General features: G+C 66.2%; 20 protein-coding genes. 5 read left to right on the top strand and 15 right to left on the bottom strand.

The window, feature by feature from the left end; translation table 11 throughout:
* From VHA82_RS01425 to VHA82_RS01370, 12 genes are all read right to left on the bottom strand, one after another.
* Positions 1-624: a DUF502 domain-containing protein gene (locus VHA82_RS01425; RefSeq protein WP_325539509.1), complete on the bottom strand. Its 624-nt coding sequence runs from the start codon at positions 622-624 to the stop codon at positions 1-3.
* Between the two features lie 11 nt (positions 625-635).
* A complete protein-coding gene (locus VHA82_RS01420; protein ID WP_325539675.1) occupies positions 636-1,013 on the bottom strand; it encodes an FmdB family zinc ribbon protein in 378 nt (125 codons plus the stop codon).
* Positions 1,014-1,312: 299 nt separating this feature from the next.
* Positions 1,313-2,785: a sodium:solute symporter family protein gene (locus VHA82_RS01415; RefSeq protein ID WP_325539507.1), complete on the bottom strand. Its 1,473-nt coding sequence runs from the start codon at positions 2,783-2,785 to the stop codon at positions 1,313-1,315.
* A gap of 75 nt (positions 2,786-2,860) precedes the next feature.
* The gene (gene ubiB / locus VHA82_RS01410) at positions 2,861-4,426 is read right to left on the bottom strand and encodes a ubiquinone biosynthesis regulatory protein kinase UbiB (RefSeq protein WP_325539505.1); all 1,566 of its coding nucleotides are present in this window, start codon (positions 4,424-4,426) and stop codon (positions 2,861-2,863) included.
* Between the two features lie 6 nt (positions 4,427-4,432).
* Complete coding sequence (locus VHA82_RS01405; RefSeq protein WP_325539503.1) at positions 4,433-5,047, bottom strand: ubiquinone biosynthesis accessory factor UbiJ; 615 nt, start codon at positions 5,045-5,047, stop codon at positions 4,433-4,435.
* A gap of 11 nt (positions 5,048-5,058) precedes the next feature.
* Positions 5,059-6,054 (bottom strand): Tim44-like domain-containing protein, encoded by a 996-nt coding sequence (locus VHA82_RS01400; RefSeq protein WP_325539501.1) that lies wholly within the window; start codon positions 6,052-6,054, stop codon positions 5,059-5,061.
* A gap of 50 nt (positions 6,055-6,104) precedes the next feature.
* Positions 6,105-6,836, bottom strand: coding sequence for a bifunctional demethylmenaquinone methyltransferase/2-methoxy-6-polyprenyl-1,4-benzoquinol methylase UbiE (gene ubiE / locus VHA82_RS01395; protein ID WP_325539499.1), 732 nt, complete (start codon positions 6,834-6,836; stop codon positions 6,105-6,107).
* 34 nt (positions 6,837-6,870) lie between these two features.
* Positions 6,871-7,287, bottom strand: coding sequence for a DUF971 domain-containing protein (locus VHA82_RS01390; protein ID WP_325539497.1), 417 nt, complete (start codon positions 7,285-7,287; stop codon positions 6,871-6,873).
* Between the two features lie 58 nt (positions 7,288-7,345).
* Positions 7,346-9,061 (bottom strand): ShlB/FhaC/HecB family hemolysin secretion/activation protein, encoded by a 1,716-nt coding sequence (locus tag VHA82_RS01385; RefSeq protein ID WP_325539495.1) that lies wholly within the window; start codon positions 9,059-9,061, stop codon positions 7,346-7,348.
* A gap of 89 nt (positions 9,062-9,150) precedes the next feature.
* Positions 9,151-10,557 (bottom strand): FecR family protein, encoded by a 1,407-nt coding sequence (locus tag VHA82_RS01380; RefSeq protein ID WP_325539493.1) that lies wholly within the window; start codon positions 10,555-10,557, stop codon positions 9,151-9,153.
* Between the two features lie 152 nt (positions 10,558-10,709).
* A complete protein-coding gene (locus tag VHA82_RS01375) occupies positions 10,710-11,141 on the bottom strand; it encodes an HIT family protein (protein ID WP_325539673.1) in 432 nt (143 codons plus the stop codon).
* 2 nt (positions 11,142-11,143) lie between these two features.
* Positions 11,144-15,016 carry an FAD/FMN-binding oxidoreductase gene (locus tag VHA82_RS01370; RefSeq protein WP_325539491.1) on the bottom strand — a complete coding sequence of 1,291 codons (3,873 nt, stop codon included), beginning with the start codon at positions 15,014-15,016 and terminating at the stop codon, positions 11,144-11,146.
* 206 nt (positions 15,017-15,222) lie between these two features.
* On the opposite strand from VHA82_RS01370, the gene ugpB reads away from it, so the two are divergent.
* The 5 genes from ugpB (at position 15,223) to ugpQ (ending at position 20,237) form a co-directional block, all read left to right on the top strand.
* The gene (gene ugpB, locus VHA82_RS01365; protein ID WP_325539489.1) at positions 15,223-16,527 is read left to right on the top strand and encodes a sn-glycerol-3-phosphate ABC transporter substrate-binding protein UgpB; all 1,305 of its coding nucleotides are present in this window, start codon (positions 15,223-15,225) and stop codon (positions 16,525-16,527) included.
* A gap of 64 nt (positions 16,528-16,591) precedes the next feature.
* A complete protein-coding gene (ugpA, locus tag VHA82_RS01360) occupies positions 16,592-17,473 on the top strand; it encodes a sn-glycerol-3-phosphate ABC transporter permease UgpA (RefSeq protein ID WP_325539487.1) in 882 nt (293 codons plus the stop codon).
* Complete coding sequence (gene ugpE, locus VHA82_RS01355) at positions 17,473-18,324, top strand: sn-glycerol-3-phosphate ABC transporter permease UgpE (RefSeq protein ID WP_325539485.1); 852 nt, start codon at positions 17,473-17,475, stop codon at positions 18,322-18,324. The genes ugpA and ugpE overlap by 1 nt, the downstream gene beginning before the upstream one ends.
* 14 nt (positions 18,325-18,338) lie before the next feature.
* Positions 18,339-19,343, top strand: a complete 1,005-nt coding sequence (gene ugpC, locus VHA82_RS01350) for a sn-glycerol-3-phosphate ABC transporter ATP-binding protein UgpC (protein WP_325539483.1) — start codon at positions 18,339-18,341, stop codon at positions 19,341-19,343.
* Between the two features lie 159 nt (positions 19,344-19,502).
* Complete coding sequence (gene ugpQ, locus VHA82_RS01345; RefSeq protein ID WP_325539481.1) at positions 19,503-20,237, top strand: glycerophosphodiester phosphodiesterase; 735 nt, start codon at positions 19,503-19,505, stop codon at positions 20,235-20,237.
* 69 nt (positions 20,238-20,306) lie between these two features.
* Here the strand turns inward: ugpQ and VHA82_RS01340 are convergent, their stop codons facing one another.
* The 3 genes from VHA82_RS01340 to VHA82_RS01330 all read right to left on the bottom strand — a co-directional run bounded on the left by VHA82_RS01340 (position 20,307) and on the right by VHA82_RS01330 (position 22,866).
* Positions 20,307-20,897 (bottom strand): DUF3501 family protein, encoded by a 591-nt coding sequence (locus VHA82_RS01340; protein ID WP_325539479.1) that lies wholly within the window; start codon positions 20,895-20,897, stop codon positions 20,307-20,309.
* 5 nt (positions 20,898-20,902) lie between these two features.
* Positions 20,903-22,255: a (Fe-S)-binding protein gene (locus tag VHA82_RS01335; RefSeq protein ID WP_325539477.1), complete on the bottom strand. Its 1,353-nt coding sequence runs from the start codon at positions 22,253-22,255 to the stop codon at positions 20,903-20,905.
* A gap of 188 nt (positions 22,256-22,443) precedes the next feature.
* Entirely contained in the window at positions 22,444-22,866 is a 423-nt protein-coding gene (locus VHA82_RS01330; protein ID WP_325539475.1) for a rubrerythrin family protein, read from the bottom strand.
* Positions 22,867-22,922: the final 56 nt, after the last annotated feature.

The following is a 22,922-nucleotide window of genomic DNA, read 5'->3' as shown; positions in this document are numbered from 1 at the left end:
TTATCGATTGTGGCCGATGGAGGGGGCGGCAGGCGCCACCACGCCCATGGAGACCACGTACTTGAGCGCGTCGTCCACGCTCATCTTGAGTTCGATGCAGTCGCTTCTGCGCAGCATCACGAAATAGCCGCCCGTCGGGTTGGGCGTGGTCGGAACGTAGACGCTCAACCAGTCTGCGCCCGTCAGGTGATTCGCGACGTCGCCGCCCGGCACGCCGGTCACGAAGGCGATCGTCCAGACGCCCGGCCGGGGCCATTCGACGAGCACGGCCGTGCGGAAGGCATTGCCGCCGGGAGAGAAGAGCGTGTCGGACACCTGCTTCACGCTCGAATAGATCGAGCGCACGACCGGGATGCGCGACACGATTCGGTCGCCCATGTGAACCAGCTGCTTGCCGATGAAGTTGCTGGCAGCGGCGCCCACCGCGAGCAGGATGAGGAGCGTGAGCAGCACGCCGAAGCCGGGGATGTGCACGCCGATCAGCCGGTCGGGTTGCCAGGCTTCCGGCAGGATGAGGAGCGTCTGGTCGAGCGTGCCGACGATCCAGTTCAGGACTGCCAGCGTGATCGCGACCGGAACGACGACGAGGAGGCCGGCGACCAGCCACTTGCGCAGGGCAGTCACCGCGGACCCGCTCAATGGCAGGCGCAGGAAGCGCCGCAGCCGCCCGCCGAGGCGCTGGGCGCGTCCGACTTGGTGGTGGTCGACTCCGCGGGCTTGGATTCCGCTGTCTTCGAGTCCGAAGTCTTCGAATCGGACGCCGTGGCGTCCGCGGGCTTGGCATCGGCGGCGGACTTGTCATCCGCCTTCGCGGCGCCACCGGCCCCGGAGCCGCCCCGGAAATCCGTCACATACCAGCCGGAACCCTTGAGCTGGAAGCCCGCGGCCGTGATCTGCTTCGTGAAGGAAGACGCACCGCAGGCCGGGCAATCGGTCAGGGGCGCGTCGCTGATCCTTTGCAGCACATCCTTGGCATGGCCACAGGCACCGCACTTGTAAGCATAAATGGGCATGGCGAAGTCGAGGAAAGGAGTGTTCGCAAAGCCCGAAATTATAGTTGACCAGGCGGTTTTCAACCCCGAGGTCCGCAGCTGTCATTCCGGCGCAGGCGGGAATCCGAGGCGTGAAGGGCGAGGATGCCCTGGATTCCCGCTTTCGCGGGAATGACGATGGAAGATTGCGGGAATGACGATGGAAGATTGCGGGGATGACGATGGAAGGTCGTGGGGCTGACGATCGAAGACCGCTGGAACGACGATGGAAGATCGCGGGAATGACGATCAAGATCGCGGTGCCTGAGGCAAGAAGCCAGTCACTGCGCTTGCGCCACCGCGATGTGATGCGTCGCATCATGCCGATTGCGCAACATCTGCGGCGCGAGCGACCCACCGATCATCCCGACGAAAGCCGCGATGAGGCCCGCGAGCTGCCCCGGGAACATCTTGCTCAGCGCCTCGCCGCCGACTTGCGGAAAGAAGACGATCCACACGCCCACACCCAGCGCCAGCGACAGGATCGCGCCTTGCGTCGTCGAGCGCTTCCAGTAGAGCCCCATCACCAGCGGGACGAACGCGCCCACCAGCGTCACCTGATACGCCGCCGACACGAGGTCGTAGATCGCGGTGCCCTTCATCGCGACAGCATAGGCCAGCACGAGCGCGGTGAAAATTACGATCGTCCAGCGCATCGCATAGAGCTGCTCGCGGTCCGTCATCCGCGGCCGCAGGTTCTTCAGGATGTTCTCGACAAAGCTCGTGGAAGGTGCCAGCAGCGTCGCTGACGACGTGCTCTTGATCGCCGAAAGCAGCGCTCCGAAGAACAGGATCTGCATCACGAGCGGCATCTTCGTGAGCACGAAGGTCGGCAGCACACGCTGATAGTCGTTCTTCGCCAGATCGAGCGCGCCGGCGCCCATCACCACCACCGCGCACGACACGATGAACATCGGCACGAAGGCGAAGAAGATGTAGCTCACCCCGCCGATCACCGCGCCGTTGCGAGCGGTTTTCGAATCCTTCGCCGACATGACTCGCTGGAAGACGTCCTGCTGCGGAATGCTGCCCAGCATCATCGTGACGCCCGCGCCCAGGAAGAACGCCATGTCGGTGAACGACCGCTCGGGCAGGAATTTCCACAGGTCCTTCTGCGTGGCCATGTCGATCACCTTGCCAGGCCCGCCCGCGAGGTCGCCCGCGAATACCGCGATGATCGACATGCCGATCACGAGCACGATCATCTGGATGAAGTCGGTCCAGGCAACGGCCAGGAAGCCGCCGATCACCACGTAGATCAGCACCGCAACGGTGCCCACGATCATGCCCGCCGTCTCCGACATCGCGCCGTTCGTGAGCACCGAGAACACGAGTCCGAGCGCCGTGATCTGCGCCGCGACCCAGCCGAGATAGCTCAGGATGATCGCGCCGGAGCAGAACACCTCCACGCCACGGCCGAAACGCTGCCGGTAGAAGTCACCGATGGTGAGCAGGTTCTGCTTGTACAGCCGCATCGCGAAGAAAAGGCCCACGAGGATGAGGCACGTGCCCGCGCCGAACGGGTCTTCGACGATGGCGTTGAGCCCGCCTTGCACGAACCTGGCCGGGATGCCCATCACCGTCTCGGCGCCGAACCATGTCGCGAACGTCGTCGTCACCACCATGACGAGCGGAAGCCTGCGGCCCGCGATCGCGAAGTCCGCGGTGTTCTTGATGCGCGTGCCGGCCCAGACCCCGAGCGCGAGCGTGCCGAGCAGATACAGGACCACGAATGTGATCAGCGTGACGTTCATCGACGGGCTTCCTTCCTCTTCCTCTCGAATTCGCGCGGGATTATGCGCTACATCCCGCGCGCGGCCGGCACGGCGCTACACCACGGGATAGCGCCACAGCAGCTGCATCACGAGCATCCCGAGCAGGAAGCCGATCGCCCCGTACACCGCGCCTTGCAGCAGCCTGTGCATGCGGCGTTGTTCCAGGAGAAGTTCCTGCATCTCGCGCTGTTCCCCCTCGCGCGGACCCTGCAGATACTGATACAGCAGCCGCGGCAGCTCCGGAACGATCTTCGCGTAGCGCGGCGCCTGGTCCTTGAGTTCGTCCAGCAGCTTCTGCACGCCGATCTGGTCGACCATCCAGCGCTCCAGAAACGGCTTGGCCGTGGCCCACAGGTCCAGATCGGGGTCGAGTTCGCGCCCGAGTCCTTCGATATTGAGCAGCGTCTTTTGCAGCAGCACGAGCTGCGGCTGAATCTCCACGTGAAAGCGCCGCGACATCTGAAAGAGGCGCATGAGCACCATGCCGAGCGAAATCTCGCTGAGCGGCCGGTCGAAGTACGGCTCGCACACCGTGCGGATCGCGCCTTCCAGTTCGTCCACGCGCGTGCCCGGGGGCACCCAGCCCGACTCCAGATGCAGTTCCGCGACGCGCTTGTAGTCGCGCCGGAAGAACGCGGCGAAGTTCTGCGCGAGGTATTCCTTGTCGCTTTCGGTGAGCGTGCCGACGATGCCGAAGTCGAGCGAGATGAAGCGGCCGAAACTGCCCGGCGCCACGCTCACCTGGATGTTGCCCGGGTGCATGTCGGCGTGGAAGAAGCCGTCGCGAAACACCTGCGTGAAGAAGATCGTGACGCCGTCGCGCGCGAGCTGGCGAATGTCGACGCCCGCCGCGCGCAGCCGCTCGGTCTGACTGATCGGGATGCCCACCATGCGCTCCATCACGATCGCTTCGGGGTGGCAGAACTCCCAGTACATCTCGGGGATCAGCACGAGGTTCAAGCCGGCCATGTTGCGGCGCAGCTGCGCGGCGTTGGCGGCTTCGCGCAGCAGGTCGAGCTCGTCGTGCAGGTACTTGTCGAACTCGCCCACGACTTCGCGCGGCTTCAGTCGCTTGCCGTCTTCCGACAGGCCCTCGATCCAGCCGGCCATCATGCGCATGAGCGCGAGGTCCTTCTCGATCACGTGCAGCATGCCGGGGCGCAGCACCTTCACGGCCACGTCGCGCAGCGTCCCTTGCCGGTCGCGCAGCGTCGCGAAGTGGACTTGCGCGATCGAGGCGCTCGCCACCGGCTCGCGCTCGAAAGTCGCGAAGATCGAGTCCACCGGCCGGCGAAACGCACGCTCGATCGTCGCGATCGCCACTTCCGAGGGAAACGGCGGCACACGGTCCTGCAGTTTCGCGAGTTCGTCGGCAATGTCGGCGGGCATCAGGTCGCGCCGGGTGGAGAGCACCTGGCCGAACTTGACGAAGATCGGGCCCAGATGTTCGAGCGCCTCGCGCAGCCGCTGGCCGCGCGGCGCATCGAGCCGGCGTCCGATGCGCGAGAGCCGCGCGAGCACGCGCGTCACCGGATTGTGGAAACTCGACAGCGCCAGCTCGTCCAGGCCGTAGCGCAGGACGATCCAGAGAATGACGATCGCGCGCAGGTAGCGCGTCATCGCGGCTTATCCCGCCCCCGAGGGGGGAGGGACGGGCGGCTTGCCTTCCTCCGCCTTCGTGGGTGGGGCGGGCTCGGGGCTTGCGGGCTCGCTCGCGCTCGCCTTGCTCCTTCCCGCGAACTGCCTGAGCGCATCCGCCGCGCGCCGCATGGCCTGGCCGATCGCGTGCGCGGGTGCATCGCCGATCAGGCGCGCCAGGTCTTCCTCGAGGTCCCAGCGCACGTGGTCCACGAGCCACTGCACTTCCGCGGCGAGCTGCACGTCGCCCGAGATCCGCAGCGCGGGCTTGTCGCCACGCAAGGCGGCCTGTGCCAGTGCAAAAGGAGATTCGTCGGTGATCGTGAGCGTGAGGTCCGCCTGCGCGCCTTCGGCGCCGAGGTCCAGCAGACCCGCGGGCGTCGCGACAAGCCGCACGTTGAAGTGGCGCCAGTGCGCCTCCATCACGCGCCCGGCCTGCCGCTTCAGGCGGGCCTGCGCCTCGGGTTCTTGCTGCAGCACGTGATTGAGCATCAGCACGAGCCTGCGCTGCAGTTCATGCACGAACCAGGGCGGCGGCTGCAGCAGCTCGCCCGCCTTGCCGAAGATGCCCTTGAGGAAGTGATCGGAGGAGTCGCTCGCCATCCTCCGATTATCTATTGCAACGCCTGCACGCCCGCCACCAGCCAGCCGCTCGATCCGTTCTTCGGCTTGGTCATGTTCCACACCTCCCGAAACGGGCTCGGCCCGGCGGAGGCATCCTCGCGGATCATCCCGGAGAATTCGACGCTCGCCATGTATTCGTCCGCGACGTCCTCGATGCCGAGGAGCTGCGCCTCGAGCATCACGACTTCCGTGCGTGTGCGCCCTTCGGCACGCGCGCCGGCCTGCGATTCGCGCTCGGCGAGCTCATCGCGGATTTCGCCCAGCATCCGGTCGGTCATCATCGAGCGCAGGATCTTCAGGTCCGCGTGATCCCACGCATCCTGCAGGGTCACAAAGTTGCGCTTCGCCGCGGCGACGAAGGCTTCGGTATCGAAGCCGGCCGGCACCATCCAGCCCGGCTTGCCCTCCAGCGCCGAGCCGATGCGCACGTTGCTGTACCGGGCCGCGTCGAACGCCATGCTGTTGCGCTCCCAGGGCCGGGCCGACGCGTCGTTGCCGACCTTGTCCGGGTTGTACTGGCGCGGCTCCCGCACTTCGGGCGGCGCGGGCTGGAAGTCATAGCCGCCGGTGCGCGGCCCCGCGGCAGGCACGGTCGCGATGCGGCGCGAGCGCGCGACGGCGCCCCAGATCGATGCGATCACGACAACCAGCAGCAGGAAAAGCAGGAAGTGCGCGAAGCCCGAGCCGAGGCCGAGCGAGCTCGCGAGCCAGAAGAGGCCAAGGCCCGCCACCAGGCCGCCGAAGAATCCCCCGAAGCCGGACCGCGGGGCGGCCGCCGGTGTTGCGGGCGGCGCGGGCGCATTGTTCGCGGCTTGCGATGGCGCGCCCGGCCGCTGCGCCGGCTGCCCGGCCTCGCGCTGCGTCACGTTCGACGACTGACGCCCGACCGAGCGGCCGCCACCCAGGCGGCTCGCCGCATCGGAATCGAGACTGGCGCATGCCAGCACCGCCGCCAGCACGACCGCCAAGACATTCGAGTACCTCATACCTCTCCCCTTCCACCACCCCTCGACCCTCTATCTCACCATCTCTTCATCTAGCACTTGATCCCGACGTGCAGGGCCACCACGCCCCCCGTCAGGTTGTGATAGTCGACGTGGCCGAAGCCCGCCGCCTTCATCATCGCCTTCAGTTCTTCCTGCCCCGGATGCATGCGGATCGACTCGGCAAGGTATCGGTAGCTCGCGTCGTCGCCCGCCACCAGGCGACCGAGCCGCGGCAGCACCTGGAACGAATACCACTCGTACGCCTTTTCCAGCGGACGCGCAACTTTCGAGAACTCCAGCACGAGCAATTTGCCGCCTGCGCGCAACACCCGCGCCATTTCGGCGAGCGCGCGATCCTTGTGAGTCATGTTGCGAAGCCCGAACGCGACCGTCACGAAGTCGAAGCTGCCGTCGGCGAAAGGCAGCTTCTCGGCATCGCACACCACCGTGGGCAGCACCACGCCCGCGTCGATGAGGCGGTCGCGCCCGCGCTGGAGCATCGTCTCGTTGATGTCCGTGTGCACGACGCGGCCCGAGCGCCCGACTTTCTTCGCGAAGGCCTCGGCCATGTCACCCGTGCCGCCCGCGATGTCGAGCACGCGCTGCCCCGCCGACGGATTGGCCACCATCAGCGCAAACCGCTTCCAGGCGCGGTGCAGCCCGAGCGACATCAGGTCGTTCATCAGGTCGTACCGCGGCGCGACGGAATCGAACACGCCCCGCACACGGCGCGCCTTCTCGCGCTCGTCCACGGATTCGAAGCCGAAATGCGTGTCGCTCATTCGCCGCTCCCGCGTGCGGCCGGTCCCGCCTTGCTCATCCGTGCCCTCCGCAGGCATGGCCGGCGGCCGTCGCCATGGGCGCATCGCGGTCCACTCCGGCGTCGTTCAGCCGCCGGAGGTATTCGGCCCACAGCTCGTCCTGCCGCGTGCCGAGCCAGTGGAGGTAGTCCCAGGAAAAGATGCCGCTGTCGTGCCCGTCGGAAAACACCGGCTTCACGGCATAGTTCCCGATCGGCTCCAGCTCGACGATGTCGACGCTGCGCTTGCCGGTCTGGAGCACTTCCTGCCCCGGCCCGTGGCCCTTCACTTCGGCCGAAGGCGAATAGACGCGCATCAGCTCGAAGGGGATGCGAAAGCGGGTGCCGTCCGCAAAGCCGATCTCCAGCACACGCGACTGCGAATGCAGGGTGATCGATTCGGGAATGGGCGTGTCGTGAGCAAGGCCTGCCATGGCCTCACACTATAGAGTGTTGGTGGAGCGTTGCGGCCCCGGCGCGCCCGCCGCCGGCTCAGAACTTGACCGAGAGGTTCACGTAGAAGCGGTCGTCGCCGCGCTTGGGGGCGGCGGAATTCGTCGTGAGCGGCATGCGGCTGCCTTCGATGATGCGGCCGTAATCGGCGGTGGCGGCGAACTGGCCCTTCGCATAGCGCAGGCCCACGCCCGCGCTCGCGAGATGGTCGCTCGACAGGCGCTGCACGCCGTCGGAACGGTTGTTCGAAATCCAGCCCGCGTCGACGAAGCCGAGCGCGCGCAAACCTTCCGTGAATTCGGGTGTCGTCACTTCGAACGTCACCGCGGCGCCGCTGTCGCCCGAGATCGGGCGGTCGATCGTCGTGCCGCGCACCGAGCCGAGCCCGCCCAGGCCGAATTGCTCGCCGGAAATCAGCGGATCGGGGCTGAACTGGTAGGTGCCGCGCAGGTTCCACGCCCAGCTCGTCGCGAACGGCGCGACGTAGCTCACCGCACCGCGCAGGACTTTGAAGCTCGTGGTGTCGATGCCCGCGTATTCGCTCTGGTAGGAGAAGAGATCGTTGTGCGAGCCCACTCCCGTGTTGGCGGAAAGTGCGATGTCATAGCCGAAGACGTAGGTGTCCGTCTCCGTGCGCGCCGTGTAGCCGAGCGTGAGAGGCGCGCTGCGGCGGTCGATGCCGATCGGGATGCCGTTGATGACCGTGCCTTTGAACACCTTGTCGTCCAGTCCGACCGTGAGGTAGCTGCGGCGGCCGCCATCCGGCTCGAAATAGTGCGTGTAGCTGAGGCCGAAGGTGTGGCCCGCGCCGGTGCTCGTGAACGCCCCGAAGTTGCCGACGACGTCCGACTTGGTGTAGCTCGCGCCGATCACGCCGCCCAGCTGGTAGAGCGGAATCTTGTACGCGAGGCCGAACTGCTTCACGTCCGACGTGCGCTCGAGCGACGTCGTGTAGGCGGCCACGATCTGGTGGTCCAGGTCCCAGAGATTGGTGTGGCCCGCCGTGAGCGTGACGCGGTCTTCGCCGGACGCCTTGGTGCCGCCGTTGGAAGCACCCAGGCCGAAGGTCCAGGGCTTTTCTTCCTTGACCGTGATGGCGGCGTTGATCTTGTCCGGCTCGTCCGCCTCGCGGATGCCGACCTGGATCTGCTTGTTCGGGTTCTCGTTGGCGATCGCCGTCTGGATCGCGAGCTTCCTGAAGTTCGGCGTCCTGCCTTCCTGCAGTTCCGGCACCGTGCGGCGGATGTTGCCCTCGTCGTAGATCTTGCGGCCCTCGATCACGACCTTGTCGATCGTGAAGGTGACGATGTTGAGCGTGACCGTGTCGCCGACTTCCTGCGGCGGCAGCGCCACCCGGTGCAAGCCGTAGCCACGGCGGCGCAGTTCGGCCTCGAGTGCGGCCGTGGCCTGCTGGAGCGTGTCGATCGTGGCGTCCGCGCGCAGGAAGGGCGCGAGCACGCGGGCCGTCTCGCCTTCGCCGAGCGGGTTGTCACCCGTCACCTTGAAGCCGCGGATCGTGAAGTGCGGGCTCGGCGCGGGCGTGGCCATCGGCGCCGGCGCAGCCGGATTCGCGGCGCGCGCCTGGGCGAGCGCCGCGCAGGGCACCGCCGCGGCGACCGCCGCGCCGGCCACCACATTCACCGCCGCATTCAACAGCGCATTCACCACGGCGTTCACCGGAGCGCTCCTGGGAACCACCATGGGGCCATGGCGGCGCGCCCCGCCCTGGCCGGGCGCCGTCAAGTTCTTTTCCATTCGGGTCTCGCCCTCTTTATGGTTGGTTCGAGCGCAAATTCTCGCACCGGGGCGAACGATTTGTCACCCGCGCCCGGAACCCTTGTGGCTTACCTGCACTGCCTGCTATGCCGGATGCCCGCTTCTCCCAGCACGCTCACGAGCAACGGGTTGTGCGAATTGGGCATCGGAATCCGGTCGAAGTCCATGAACTTCGGAATCGTGGCGGGCCGGCCCGTCTGGCCGCCGAGCCCCGCCCACACCGCCTCGCCGCCCGAGGCGTTGATCACCTGGCTCACGGTGGTCACCTGAATCTGCCCGTCGCGCACGTAGACGAAGAGGCCCTCGTCCGCATCCGTCACGTTGTCGTGGGAGAAGAGGTTCGGCGGGATGTTGATCGTGTTGCTGTCCGGCCGCGGTCCCTGGATGTTGGTCGGCGGGTTGGTGATGGCAAGGATCTGCGTGGGCGTGATGAGAAGGCCCTGCCCCGCCTGCAGCACCTGCAGCGCGGTCGTGCCCGAAGGCGTGACGGCGATCGAGCCGAGCCAGGTCCACAGCGTGAGCCCGGAATCGGACCCGGTGGGCGGCTCGCCCGCGCAGGCGCCCGTGCAGTTGATGTCGACGCCCGTGCCGCGGATGCCGATGGTGGCCGTCTGCGTGGCGAAGCCGACGTTGCGGTTGTTGGCCTTGGCGATCAGCCCCGTGAGCGCCCGCACCGAGCCGCGCAGGACCGACGCGAGGAAGCGGCCCTCGCCCGCGTTCTTGTCGTCGTAGACGAAGTTGTCGAGGCGAAACCGCGTGTTGGAGCCGAGCGTGACGCGGCTGTCGTCGCGAAAGACGAGCACCACGTGCGTGTTCGCGCCGGTCTCCACGAGTTCGCCCGGAAACACGCCGCCGCCGTCGGCGAGGCGGTGACGCTGCCCCTGCGGGTCGGTCGCGAACACGTCGCCTTGCACCTGCACGATCTTCGCGCTGGCCATCACCGCGTTGGGCCGCGCCGTGTCGGGAATCTTGGCCGATTCCTGAGCGCATTCGCGGCCCTGGCAGAGGCGCGCGTCGAAGTCCGTACCGCGGATGCCGATGGTGGCCGTGTTCGTCTGCACCCGGGCCGCGTTCGGCGAACCCTTGGAAATCAGGCCCGTGACGGCGCGAAAGCCCCCGCGCACGAGCTGCATGAGCATCCCGTTGTCCGGCGCGTTTTCCTTGAACTGGTACTGCGTGAGGACCAGCTCCGAATTGGGCCGCACCGTCATGCGCGTGCCGTCGGCCATCTTCACGATCGCCGAGGCGCCTTCGGAGGTCGTGATGCGGTCGCCTTCGCGCAGCGGCAGGCCCTTGCCGAGCGTGCGCGCGGTCTGGCCGGGCGTCTGCGCGAAGCCGACGCCGCGCGAGAACTCGACTTCGCCCGCCTGCTGGGCATACGCCGAGGCCGCGAGCACGAGTCCCAGGACGCCCAGGACGAGCCCGCGGGCATGCCGCGTGCTCCAGGATGTTCGGGTGGGGTTGCCTGCGCGCATCACATGACCTCCGACAGGACTCGAGCGTCCTTTTTGTTGCCTCTGCCTCTGACCACTTGTGGGTTTATACACGGTGATCGCGGCGACCGACCCGTCGCGCGAAACCGCGCCGCACGGCCGCCCGTGCGGAATTCACATTCGACGTGCGATTTTCAGGCCGGGAAGGCCAACTTGCCAAGGTCCCGTTCGAGGATTCCGCGCAACGCTTCGACGCGCGCGAGGCGGCCGGCATCCGGCTCGCGCCTCGCCTCGGCCCACACCGCCCCGGGGAAATGCGAGTCCCACTCGAAGCGTGCGATCACGTGCCAGTGCAGGTGCGCCACCGCGTTGCCGAGTGAAGCGAGGTTCACCTTGGCCGGCTGCAGGTGCTCGCGTATCAGGGTTTCCACCTGAACCACCGCGTCCATGCATTCGGCGCGCTGCGCGCTCGTGAGATCGGAGAACTCCCGCACGTGATCGTTCCAGATCACGCGGTAGAAGGCAGGAAATCCCGGTTCGTCCGCCCGCACGATGCGCCACCGGGCCGACTGCGCGACGAGCGCGCCGCCCGCGCCTTCGCAGAGTGCGCAGCCCTCCTCGCGCAGGCTCACACCAGCACCCGCTCGATGCCGCCCGCGTTCGCCGCGGCGACGTATTTCGGCATCCAGTCCTCACCCAGAATCCTGCGCGCCATCTCGACCACGATGTAGTCGGCTTCGAGCAGGCCGTTCTGAAGATCGTGGCTGTAGCGCGACAGGCCCTGCAGACAGCTCGGGCAGCTCGTGAGGATCTTCACGTTCTCCTTCGCGCCGACTCGGCCCGAGGCGCGCAGCGCTGCTTCGTCCTTGCGCAGCTCCTCTTCCTTGCGGAAGCGCACCTGCGTGGAAATGTCGGGCCGGGTGATGCCGAAGGTGCCCGATTCGCCGCAGCAGCGCTCGGACTTGCGCACGGCGTCGCCCACGAGCGCCTTCACGGTCTTCAGCGGCTCCTGCAGCTTCATCGGCGTGTGGCAGGGGTCGTGGTACAGGTAGGCGCCCGCGCCATCGAGCTTGATGTTCTTCTCCAGCAGGTATTCGTGGATGTCGATGATGCGGCAGCCGGGGAAGATCTGGTCGAACTCGTAGCCTTGCAGCTGGTCGTAGCACGTGCCGCACGACACCACCACGGTCCTGATGTCGAGGTAGTTCAGGGTGTTCGCCACGCGGTGGAAGAGCACGCGGTTGTCGGTGATGATCTTCTCGGCCCGGTCGAACTGGCCCGAGCCGCGCTGCGGATAGCCGCAGCACAGGTAGCCGGGCGGCAGCACGGTCTGCACGCCGGCGTGCCACAGCATCGCCTGCGTCGCGAGCCCCACCTGCGAGAAAAGCCGCTCCGACCCGCAGCCGGGGAAGTAGAAGACCGCCTCGGTTTCGGCCGTCGTCGCCTTCGGGTCGCGGATGATCGGCACGTAGTCCTTGTCCTCGATGTCCAGAAGGGCGCGCGCCGTCTTCGACGGCAGGCCGCCGGGCAGCTTCTTGTTCACGAAGTGGATCACCTGCTCCTTCACCGGCGCCGGGCCGGTCGTGGCGGGTGGGCGCTGCACCTGGAAGTGCGCGAACCCGCGCAGGAGGTCGTTGCCCAGGCGCTGCGCCTTGAAGCCGATGTCCACCATCGCGGTGCGCGCGAGCTTGATCGTCTCGGGATTCGTCGCGTTCAGCATGAACATGGCCGCCGCGTTGGCGGGACGGAACGACTTCTGTCCCATCTTGCGCAAGAGGTTGCGCATGTTCATCGAGACGTCCCCGAAGTCGATGTTCACGGGGCACGGGTTCACGCATTTGTGGCACACGGTGCAGTGGTCCGAGACGTCCTCGAACTCCTGCCAGTGCTTGATCGAGATGCCGCGGCGCGTCTGCTCCTCGTAGAGGAACGCCTCCACGAGCAGCGAGGTGGCGAGAATCTTGTTGCGCGGGCTGTAGAGCAGGTTCGCGCGCGGCACGTGCGTGGCGCACACCGGCTTGCACTTGCCGCAGCGCAGGCAGTCCTTGATGCTGTCGGCGATCGCGCCGATGTCGGACTGCTGCATGATGAGCGATTCGTGTCCCATGAGGCCGAACGACGGCGTGTACGCGTTCGTGAGGTCGGCGTAGACGGGCAGCCCCACGTCCGCCTCGGCATGGCGCAGGAGCTTGCCCTTGTTGAAGCGGCCTTGCGGGTCCACCCGCTGCTTGTAGTCCGCGAAGGGCCTCAACTCGTCGTCGGTGAGGAACTCGAGCTTGGTGATGCCGATGCCGTGCTCGCCGGAGATCACGCCGTTCAGCGACCGCGCGAGCACCATGATGCGCTTCACCGCTTCGTGCGCGGTCTGCAGCATCTCGTAGTCGTCGCTGTTGACCGGGATGTTGGTGTGCACGTTGCCGTCGCCCGCGTGCATGTGCAGCGCGACCCACACGCGGCCCTTCAGCACGCGCTTGTGGATCGCGTCGACTTCGGCCAGCAGCGGCACGAAAGCGTTGCCCGCGAAAAGGTTCGCAAGCGGCGCGCGAAGCTGCGTCTTCCAGCTCGCGCGCAGCGTGTGGTCCTGCAGTTGCGGGAACAGCGTGTCGACTTCGCGCAGCCAGCCTTGCCACTGCTCGCTCACCTGGCCGATGAGCGCGAGCGCCTGCGCGACGCGGTCTTCGAGCAGTTCGGCCGAGGCAATCTCTCCCGCGTCGTCCTGGCGGCCGAGCGGCAGGTTGCCGCGGCGGAAGAACGCCTCCAGCTCGGACGCGAGCTTCAGCTTGTTGCGCAGGCTGAGTTCGATGTTGATGCGCTCGATGCCGTCGGTGTATTCGGCCATGCGCGGCAGCGGGATCACGACGTCCTCGTTGATCTTGAAGGCGTTCGTGTGCTTGCTGATCGCCGCGGTGCGCTTGCGATCGAGCCAGAATTTCTTGCGCGCCTCGGGGCTGATCGCGACGAAGCCTTCGCCGCTGCGCGAATTGGCGAGCCGCACGACCTCCGACGTGGCGCGGGCGACCGCATCGGGGTCGTCGCCCGCGATGTCGCCGATCAGCACCATCTTCGGCAGGCCCGCGCGCTTCGACTTCGTGGCGTAGCCGACCGCGCGCAGATAGCGGTCGTCGAGGTGTTCGAGCCCCGCGAGCACGGTGCCGCTTCGCTCGGCCTCGCCGAACATGAAATCCTTGATCTCGACGATGCTCGGCACCGCGTCCTTCGCGTTGCCGAAGAATTCGAGGCACACCGTGCGCGTATGCGCGGGCATGCGGTGCACGACCCAGCGCGCGCTCGTGATGAGGCCGTCGCAGCCTTCCTTCTGCACACCGGGCAAGCCGGACAGGAATTTGTCGGTGACGTCCTTGCCGAGGCCGACTTTGCGAAAGGTGGCGCCGGGGATTTCGAGGTTTTCGGTGCGCACCGGCGTCTTGCCGTCGGCTTCGAAGTAGCGGCACTCGAACGTGGCCACCGGCGCGTCGTGAATCTTGCCGAGGTTGTGGTCCAGGCGCGTCACTTCGAGCCACTGGGCCTCGGGGGTGACCATGCGCCACGAGACGAGGTTGTCGAGCGCCGTGCCCCAGAGCACCGCCTTCTTGCCGCCCGCGTTCATCGCGATGTTGCCGCCGATGCACGAGGCTTCCGCCGAGGTCGGGTCCACCGCGAACACGAAGCCCGCGCGCTCGGCCGCATCGGCCACGCGCTGCGTGACGACGCCGGCTTCGGTCCAGATGGTCGGCACCGGCTCGTCGCGGCCGGCGATGGGCGACATCTCCACCTCGCTCATCGCCTCGAGCTTTTCGGTGTTGATGACCGCGCTCTTCCACGAGAGCGGCACCGCGCCGCCGGTGTAGCCCGTGCCGCCGCCGCGCGGGATGATGGTGAGGCCCAGCTCGATGCAGCCCTTCACGAGCCCCGCCATTTCGGCTTCGGTGTCGGGCATGAGGACCACGAAGGGATACTCCACGCGCCAGTCCGTCGCGTCGGTCACGTGCGACACGCGCGAGAGGCCGTCGAAGCGGATGTTGTCCTTGTGCGTGTACTTCTTCAGCGCCCGCGACGTGCGGCCGCGCAATTCGGCCGCGGCGGCAAAGCCGCGGTCGAACGACTCCACCGCCGCGTTCGCCGCGTCCAGCAGTTCGCCCACCATCGTGTCGCGCTCGCGGTCATCCGGTGTGCGGCGCTTCTGGATTTCCGCGAGGCGGTGGTGCATGGCCTCCACGAGGAGGCGCCGCCGCTTCGGGTTGTCCAGCAGGTCGTCCTGCAGATAGGGATTGCGCTGCACGACCCAGATGTCGCCGAGCACCTCGTACAGCATGCGGGCGGAGCGGCCGGTGCGGCGTTCCTCGCGCAGGCGGTTCAGGATGTCCCAGGCGCGCGCGCCGAGCAGGCGGATGACGATCTCGCGGTCGGAGAACGACGTGTAGTTGTAGGGGATCTCGCGCAGTCGCGGGGCATCGCCCGCAGCGGCGTCCATGAGTTGATCGAGGGTGTTGGGGGCGTTCATCGGTGGGGATGTCAGCCAAACGAATGCAGCCTCGGCTGAGAGGAGATGTTACCGCAGTGCAGCAAGGGCCTGTGCCTGCTATGGGAAACCCGCCTTGCCGGGGCTTGCGCGCGGCTTGTGTAATCGCTGTCACAGAAATGCCGTAGAGTCGCGCCGTCTTGCGTGTCTTCACCTTTCGGATTTCGTACAACCTCAGGAGTACTTGAATGAGAGCCAAGCTAACCGCCCTGCTGCTCGGTGCCGCCTTCGCCGCGGCAGCGCACGCCCAGACCGAGATCCAGTGGTGGCATTCGATGACGGCCGTGAACGGGGAGATGGTGAATCAGCTCGCGGCGGACTTCAACGCGAAACAGAAGGAGTACAAGGTCGTTCCGGTCTTCAAGGGCGGCTACGACGAGTCGATGACGGCGGCCATCGCCGCGTTTCGCGCCGGCAACGCGCCGGACATCCTGCAGGTCTTCGAGGTCGGCACCGCGACCATGATGGCTTCGAAGGGCGCCATCGTCCCGGTGAGCAAGGTGATGTCCGATGCCGGCAGGAAGTTCGATCCGGCGGCCTACGTGCCTGCGGTCGCGGGCTACTACACGGCGCCCAACGGGCAGATGCTGAGCTTTCCCTTCAACAGCTCCACGACCGTGTTCTACGTGAACAAGGACGCGTTCGAGAAGGCGGGGCTCGATACGAACAACCTTCCGAAGACCTGGCCCGAGGTCGCGCTCGCGGCGGCCAAGCTGAAGGCGAGCGGCCACAAGTGCCCGCTCACGATCGCCTGGCAGGGCTGGACCCAGCTGGAGAGCTTCTCCACCTGGCACAACACGCTGCTTGCGACCAAGCGCAACGGCCTGGACGGCATGGACGCGCGCCTCGTGGCGAATTCGCCGCTGCACGTGCGCCATATCGAAAACCTCGCGAACATGGCGAAGACGGGCCTTTTCGTCTACAAGGGCCGCGCCAACGCGCCGGAGGCGACTTTCGTGTCCGGCGAATGCGCGATGATCACGACGTCTTCGGGCTTCTACGGCAACGTGGCGAAGAACGCGAAGTTCAAGTTCGCCGTCTCGACGCTGCCCTACTACCCGGACGTGCCGGGCGCGCCGCAGAACACCGTGATCGGCGGCGCGAGCCTGTGGGTGATGTCGGGCAAGACGCCGGATCACTACAAGGCGGTGGCGGCCTTCTTCGATTACCTGTCGCAGCCCGAAGTGCAGTCGACGTTCCACAAGAAGACCGGCTACCTGCCGATCACGCTCGCTTCGTACAAGCTCACGGAGCAGTCGGGCTTCTACAAGGAAAATCCCGGCACCGACACGGCGGTGAACCAGATGATCAGGAAGACGACCGACAAGTCGCGCGGCATACGCCTGGGCAACTACGTGCAGATTCGCGCGATCGAGGACGAGGAGCTCGAGCAGGTGTGGGCCGGCAAGAAGACGGCCAAGGAAGCGCTCGATGCGATCGACAAGCGCGGCAACGAACTGCTCGAGCGGTTCGAGAAGGCGCACAAGGGATAGTCGTTGCGGTGGGGTGCCCCGGGGAGAGGGAGCAGAAATGAACCACCGTTGCTGATGCAATAGGATGGAAAAACGGGTCACCTTCCGTTCGCAATGGCTGCCCTGGGTGCTCCTCGCGCCCCAGGTGGTCGTGATCGCCGTCTTCTTCTTCTGGCCCGCGGGCCAGACGCTCATCCAGTCGTTTCAGCAGCAGGATGCTTTCGGCACCTCGGTGCAGTGGATCGGCCTCGAGAACTTCCGCAACCTCGTGGCCGACGGGAGCTACCTCGCGTCTTTCCAGGTCACCGCGAAGTTCTCGATCCTCGTTGCCTTCTTCGGCCTCGCGATCTCGCTCGTGCTGGCGGTCTTCGCCGATCGCGTCGCGCGCGGCGCGATCGTGTACCGCACGCTCCTCATCTGGCCCTACGCCGTGGCGCCGGCGGTGGCGGGCGTGCTGTGGCTCTTTCTCTTTTCGCCGAGCATCGGCATCCTCGCCTACTACCTGCGTGAGGCCGGCTTCGCCTGGGACCCGCTCCTGCGCGCGGATCACGCGATGGCGCTGGTCGTGGGCGCGGCGGTGTGGAAGCAGATCTCGTACAACTTCCTCTTCTTCGTGGCCGGGCTGCAGAGCATTCCGCGCTCGCTCATCGAAGCGGCCGCCATCGACGGCGCGGGGCCCTGGCGGCGCTTCTGGACGATCCAGTTCCCGCTCTTGTCGCCCACGACCTTCTTCCTGCTCGTCATCAACATCGTCTATGCGTTCTTCGACACGTTCGGCATCATCGACGCCGCCACCAAGGGCGGGCCGGGCAAGGAAACCGCGATCCTCGTCTACAAGGTGTATTTCGACGGCTTCAAGGCGCTCGACCTCGGCGGCTCGGCGGCACAATCCGCCGTGCTGATGACGATCGTGATCGTCCTCACGGTGATCCAGTTCCGCTTCGTGGAGAAGAAGGTGAACTACTGATGATCGAGCGCAACCGGTTCCTCGCGGTGCTCACGCATGCGGTGCTCGCAGCCGGCGTGCTCGTGATCGCCTTTCCGCTTTATCTCGCCTTCATCGCGTCCACGCACACCACGCAGGACGCCGTGCAGGTGCCGATGTCGCTTCTGCCCGGTTCGAGCACGCTCGAGAACTATCGCGTCGCGCTGCTGGGCGAGCGCACGGGCGGCGGCTCGCACGCGCCGGTGGCGCGCATGATGGCCGTGAGCCTCGTGATGGCGCTCGGCGTCACGATCGGCAAGATCGCGATTTCGCTGCTGTCGGCGTTCGCGATCGTCTACTTCCGCTTTCCGTTTCGCATGTTCTTCTTCTGGGCGATCTTCATCACGCTGATGCTGCCCGTCGAAGTGCGGATCGCGCCGACCTACAAGGTGGTGTCCGACCTCGGCATGCTCAACTCGTTTCCGGGGCTCATCATCCCACTCATCGCCTCGGCCACGGCCACGTTTCTCTATCGCCAGTTCTTCCTCACCGTGCCCGACGAACTCGCCGAGGCCGCGCGCATCGACGGCGCGGGGCCGCTGCGCTTCTTCCTCGACGTGCTGCTGCCGCTGTCGGCCACGAGCACGGCGGCGCTCTTCGTGATCCAGTTCATCTACGGCTGGAACCAGTACCTGTGGCCGCTGCTCGTCACCACCGAGGAGCGCATGTATCCCGTCGTGATGGGCATCAAGGCGATGATCTCCGGGGGCGACGCGCAGATCGAATGGAACATCATCATGGCCACCGCGATCCTCGCGATGCTGCCGCCCGCGCTCGTGGTGATCCTGATGCAGAAGTGGTTCGTAAAGGGCCTCGTGGATACGGAAAAATAGGACTCGACCGACGCATGGCCGCCATCTCCTTTCGCGACGTGATCAAACGCTACGGCAAGGGACGCCAGGAACTCCAGGTGATCCATGGGGTGAACGCCGAGATCGGCGACGGCGAATTCGTCGTGATCGTGGGGCCCTCGGGCTGCGGCAAGTCGACGCTGCTGCGCATGGTGGCGGGACTCGAGGAGATTTCGAGCGGGCAGATCGCGATCGGCGGGCGCGTCGTGAACGACATCGAACCGGCCGAGCGCGACATCGCGATGGTGTTTCAGAACTACGCGCTCTATCCGCACATGACGGTGTTCGACAACATGGCGTACGGCCTGAAGATCCGCAAGATGCCGCCGGGCGAGATCCGCAAGCGCGTGGACGATGCGGCGAGGATTCTCGAGCTCGGCCATCTGCTGGACCGCAAGCCGCGGCAGCTCTCGGGCGGACAGCGGCAACGCGTCGCGATGGGCCGCGCGATCGTGCGGCAGCCGCAAGTGTTTCTCTTCGACGAGCCGCTTTCGAACCTGGACGCCAAGCTGCGCGCGCAGACTCGCATCGAAATTCAGAAGCTGCATCGCGAGCTCGGCATCACGTCGCTCTTCGTCACGCACGACCAGGTGGAGGCGATGACGCTCGCGCAGCGCATGCTCGTGATGAATGCCGGCCGCATGGAGCAGTTCGGCACGCCCGAGGAGGTCTATCGCGAGCCGGCGACCACGTTCGTCGCGAGCTTCATCGGCTCACCGCCCATGAATCTGCTGAAGGGCGCGCCGGGGACGAAGCCGGGCACCGTCACGGGCATCCGGCCCGAACATCTCGACATCGGCGAACACGGCTGGGAAGTGCGCGTGGAGACGGTCGAGCTGCTCGGCGCGGAGCGGCTGATCTACGGCAGGCTCGGAGACGAACACATCATCGTGCGCACGGAAGAAGGCCAGCCCGCGCCCGCCAACGATTCCATGATCCGCGTGCGGCCGCGCGAAGGGCGGCTTCACCAATTCGACGCCACGACCGGGCGGCGCGTGTGACGTGGCAGACGATCAGGCCAACTTCGTCCTCCCCTCTTCTTCGTCATCCCCTCTTCTTCGTCATCCCCGCGAAGGCGGGGATCCAAAGCATTCGACGCCCTGGATTCCCGCCTTCGCGGGAATGACGGATGATGCCGCGACACGCTATGGACAACTGACATGAACCCGTGGCCCTACTCCCGCTGGGTCGCGCATCGCGGCGCCGGCAAGCTCGCGCCCGAGAACACGCTCGCAGCGTTGCGGCTCGGAGCGCACTACGGATATCGCATGTTCGAATGCGACGTGAAGCTCTCGTCGGATGGCGTGCCCTTCCTGCTGCACGACGCCACCTTGCAGCGCACGACGAATGGGCACGGCACCGCGGGCGACAAGGACTGGAGCGAACTCTCGCGGCTCGACGCCGGCAGCTGGCATTCGCGCACGTTCGCGGGCGAGCCGCTGCCGGCTTTCGAACAGGTCGCGCGCTTCTGCACGGGCAATGGATTTCTGCTGAACGTGGAGATCAAGCCGACGCCGGGACACGAAGCCGAGACCGGAAGCTTGGTGGCACAACACGCGGCACGGCTGTGGCACGGCCAGGCCGTCGCGCCGCTGCTCTCCTCGTTCCGCCCGGAATCGCTTCAGGCTGCGATGGCGGCCGAGCCGCAACTGCCGCGCGCGCTGTTGCTCGACACGCTGTGGGATGGGTGGTTCGGCGTTGCGCGGGCGCTCGGGTGCGTGGGCATCGTGTGCAATCACGCGCTGTGGTCCGAAGAGACCGTGGCGACCGTGAAAGGCGCAGGGATGCGCTGCCTGAGCTACACCGTGAACGACGAGTGGGCGGCTTCGCGCCTCATCGCGCTCGGGACGGACGGGATCATTACCGACCGGGTGGATCTGTTCTCACCGGCGTGAATGCGCCTCACGGCCCCTCACCCCAACCCTCTCCCCGGAGGGGAGAGGGAGCAATACCGGACCGCATCCTCACCGCAAATCGCTTGCCAGCGACGCGAGCGCCTCCGGCGCGATGCTCACGTGCGCCGGATAGTTCGTGTGATCGCATCCCAGCTTCACCGCCGCGCCCGCCTTCACGGCCGCCCGCATCGCGGGCGCGAGCTCGAACCGCAGGAAGTGCACCGACGAAGTCTTCTCCTCGTTCTCGCGGGGGAGGTCCTCGTCGGCGATCGCATAGACGCGCTCGTGACCTTCCACTTCCACGAACATGCGGTCCTCGATGCCGATCAACCGCGCCAGCTCGCGCCGGCGCTCGTTCTCGTCGGGGTACTCGATCATCATCGTCGCCTTCCAGTTGCCGCCGTCCGGCACGAGCGGCGCATACGCGTCGATTTCCGAGCGGATGCCCTCCTCCTCGAAGATCTTCTCGATGCGCAGCATCTCCTGGATCTGGTAGCGCATCGAAATCTCGCTTTCGAACTGCACCGTGACGTGCTCGCCCAAGGGAACGCTGCGAAGCTTGCGATGCGCGATGACCTCTCGCTGGTGGGCCTTGCGCCACTTGCTGTACGCCTCGAGCGTCATCAGGCTTTCAGGCGTGATCTTTCCGGTGAGCTGCATGATGTTCACTTCAGGCCGTAGGCGATGCGAACGAGCGTGATCGGATGCTCGATCTTCGGCGCTCCGAGCGAGTTCACATCGAACCCCTGCTCGATATGGTGCCCCGCCAGCGCGCAGTCGGAGCTGACGTAGTCGGGCTGTCCGCCGCCCGGATGCTCGGCCATCTTCTTGAACAGCGGCTTGCCGATCTTCATCGCGACTTCATGCGTCGGCTTCTTCACGCCATACGTGCCCGCATGTCCCGAGCAGCGCTCGTTCGTGTGCACCTGCGTGCCGGGAATCGACTTGAGCACCTCCTCGGTCTTCTTCCCGATGTTCTGCACGCGCTGATGGCACGGCACGTGATAGCTCACCTTGCCAAGCGGCTGCGGGAACTCGGTCTTCAGCAGCCCGTCGCGCCGGCGCGCCGCCAGGTACTCGAAGGGGTCCCACATCGCCTCCTTCACCGCCTGCACGTCGGCGTCGCCGGGGTACATGAGCGGGATTTCCTGCTTGAACATGAGCGTGCAGCTCGGCACCGGCGCCACGATCGCGTAGCCTTCCTTCGCGTACTTCAGGAGCACCGGGATGTTGGCTCGCCTGCTCGCGTCCACCGACTCCAGATCGCCCAGCTCCAGCTTGGGCATGCCGCAGCACTTTTCCTTCTCGACGATCACGTAGGGGATGTCGTTGTGCCGCAGCACCTTCACGAGGTCGAGCCCGATCCCCGGCTCGTTGTAGTTGACGTAGCAGGTGGAAAAGATCGCCACCTTGCCCGGCGTGCGTTCGCCGTCCTTCACGGGCACCTCGGCGGACTGGGGCGCCGAGCCGCGGAAGCGCCGCGAGGCAAGCGACGGCAGCCACGCGTTGCGGTCGACGTGCAGCGTCTTTTCCATCGCGGCGCGCGCGGGCGCCGTCGCGTTCACCGCGTTCACGACCTGCGTGACGATCGGGATGCCCGCGAACTGGCCATGCACGTCGGTGGAGGCGAGCAGCTTCGAGCCGAAATCGACGCCGCCTTTGCTGAACTTGATCGCCTTCGCGCGAAGCATCGTGTGCGGGTAGTCCACGTTCCACTCGTGCGGCGGGACGTACGGGCACTTGGTCATGTAGCAAAGATCGCAGAGGTAGCAGTGGTCCACGACCTTCCAGAAATCCTCCTTCTCGACACCGTCGACCTCGCCCGTCTTGCCTTCGTCGACGAGATCGAAAAGCGTCGGAAAGGAATTGCAGAGGTTCACGCAGCGCCTGCAGCCGTGACAGATGTCGAAGATGCGCTCCAGCTCCTGGAAGCACTTCTCCTCGTCGTAATACTGCGGATTCTTCCAGTCGATCGGATGGCGCGTGGGCGCCTCGAGACTGCCTTCGCGTGAAGCCATGGATCGTTCTTGTACGTGTTGAGGAACATCCGTCATCCCCGCGAAGGCGGGGATCCAGCGTCTTCCACGGAAAGCCACTGGATTCCCGCCTTCGCGGGAATGACGGGGGGGGGCGTCGCCCACTGGATTCCCGCTTTCGCGGGAATGACGGGGGGCGTCGGTACGCGACGCGTCGACCCGTCGGCGGCTCAGTCCGCCAGTTCGTTCAACGCCTTCGTATAGCGGTTCGCGTGCGAGCGCTCCGCCTTCGCGAGCGTCTCGAACCAGTCGGCGACTTCGTCGAAGCCCTCTTCGCGCGCCATCTTGGCCATGCCCGGGTACATGTCGGTGTACTCGTGGGTTTCGCCGGCGACGGCGGCCTTCAGGTTGTCGCGCGTGGCGCCGATGGGCAAGCCCGTGGCCGGGTCGCCGCACTGCTCGAGCCACTCGAGGTGGCCGTGCGCATGACCCGTCTCGCCTTCCGCGGTGGAGCGGAAGAGCGCCGCGACGTCGTTCTGGCCTTCGACGTCGGCCTTGTTTGCGAAGTAGAGGTAGCGGCGGTTCGCCTGCGATTCGCCCGCGAAGGCGGCTTTCAGGTTCTCTTCCGTCTTGGAGCCCTTCAGGGTGGCCATGGAAATCTCCTTGTGGTGTGGGTGAAGGAAAGAAAGCGTATTCCGCCGCGCAAGTC

The sequence above is a fragment of the Ramlibacter sp. genome, from assembly GCF_035548915.1.
In the GTDB taxonomy this organism is placed as follows: Bacteria; Pseudomonadota; Gammaproteobacteria; order Burkholderiales; family Burkholderiaceae_C; genus Ramlibacter.
This window is presented reverse-complemented; position numbering and strand designations above follow the sequence as displayed.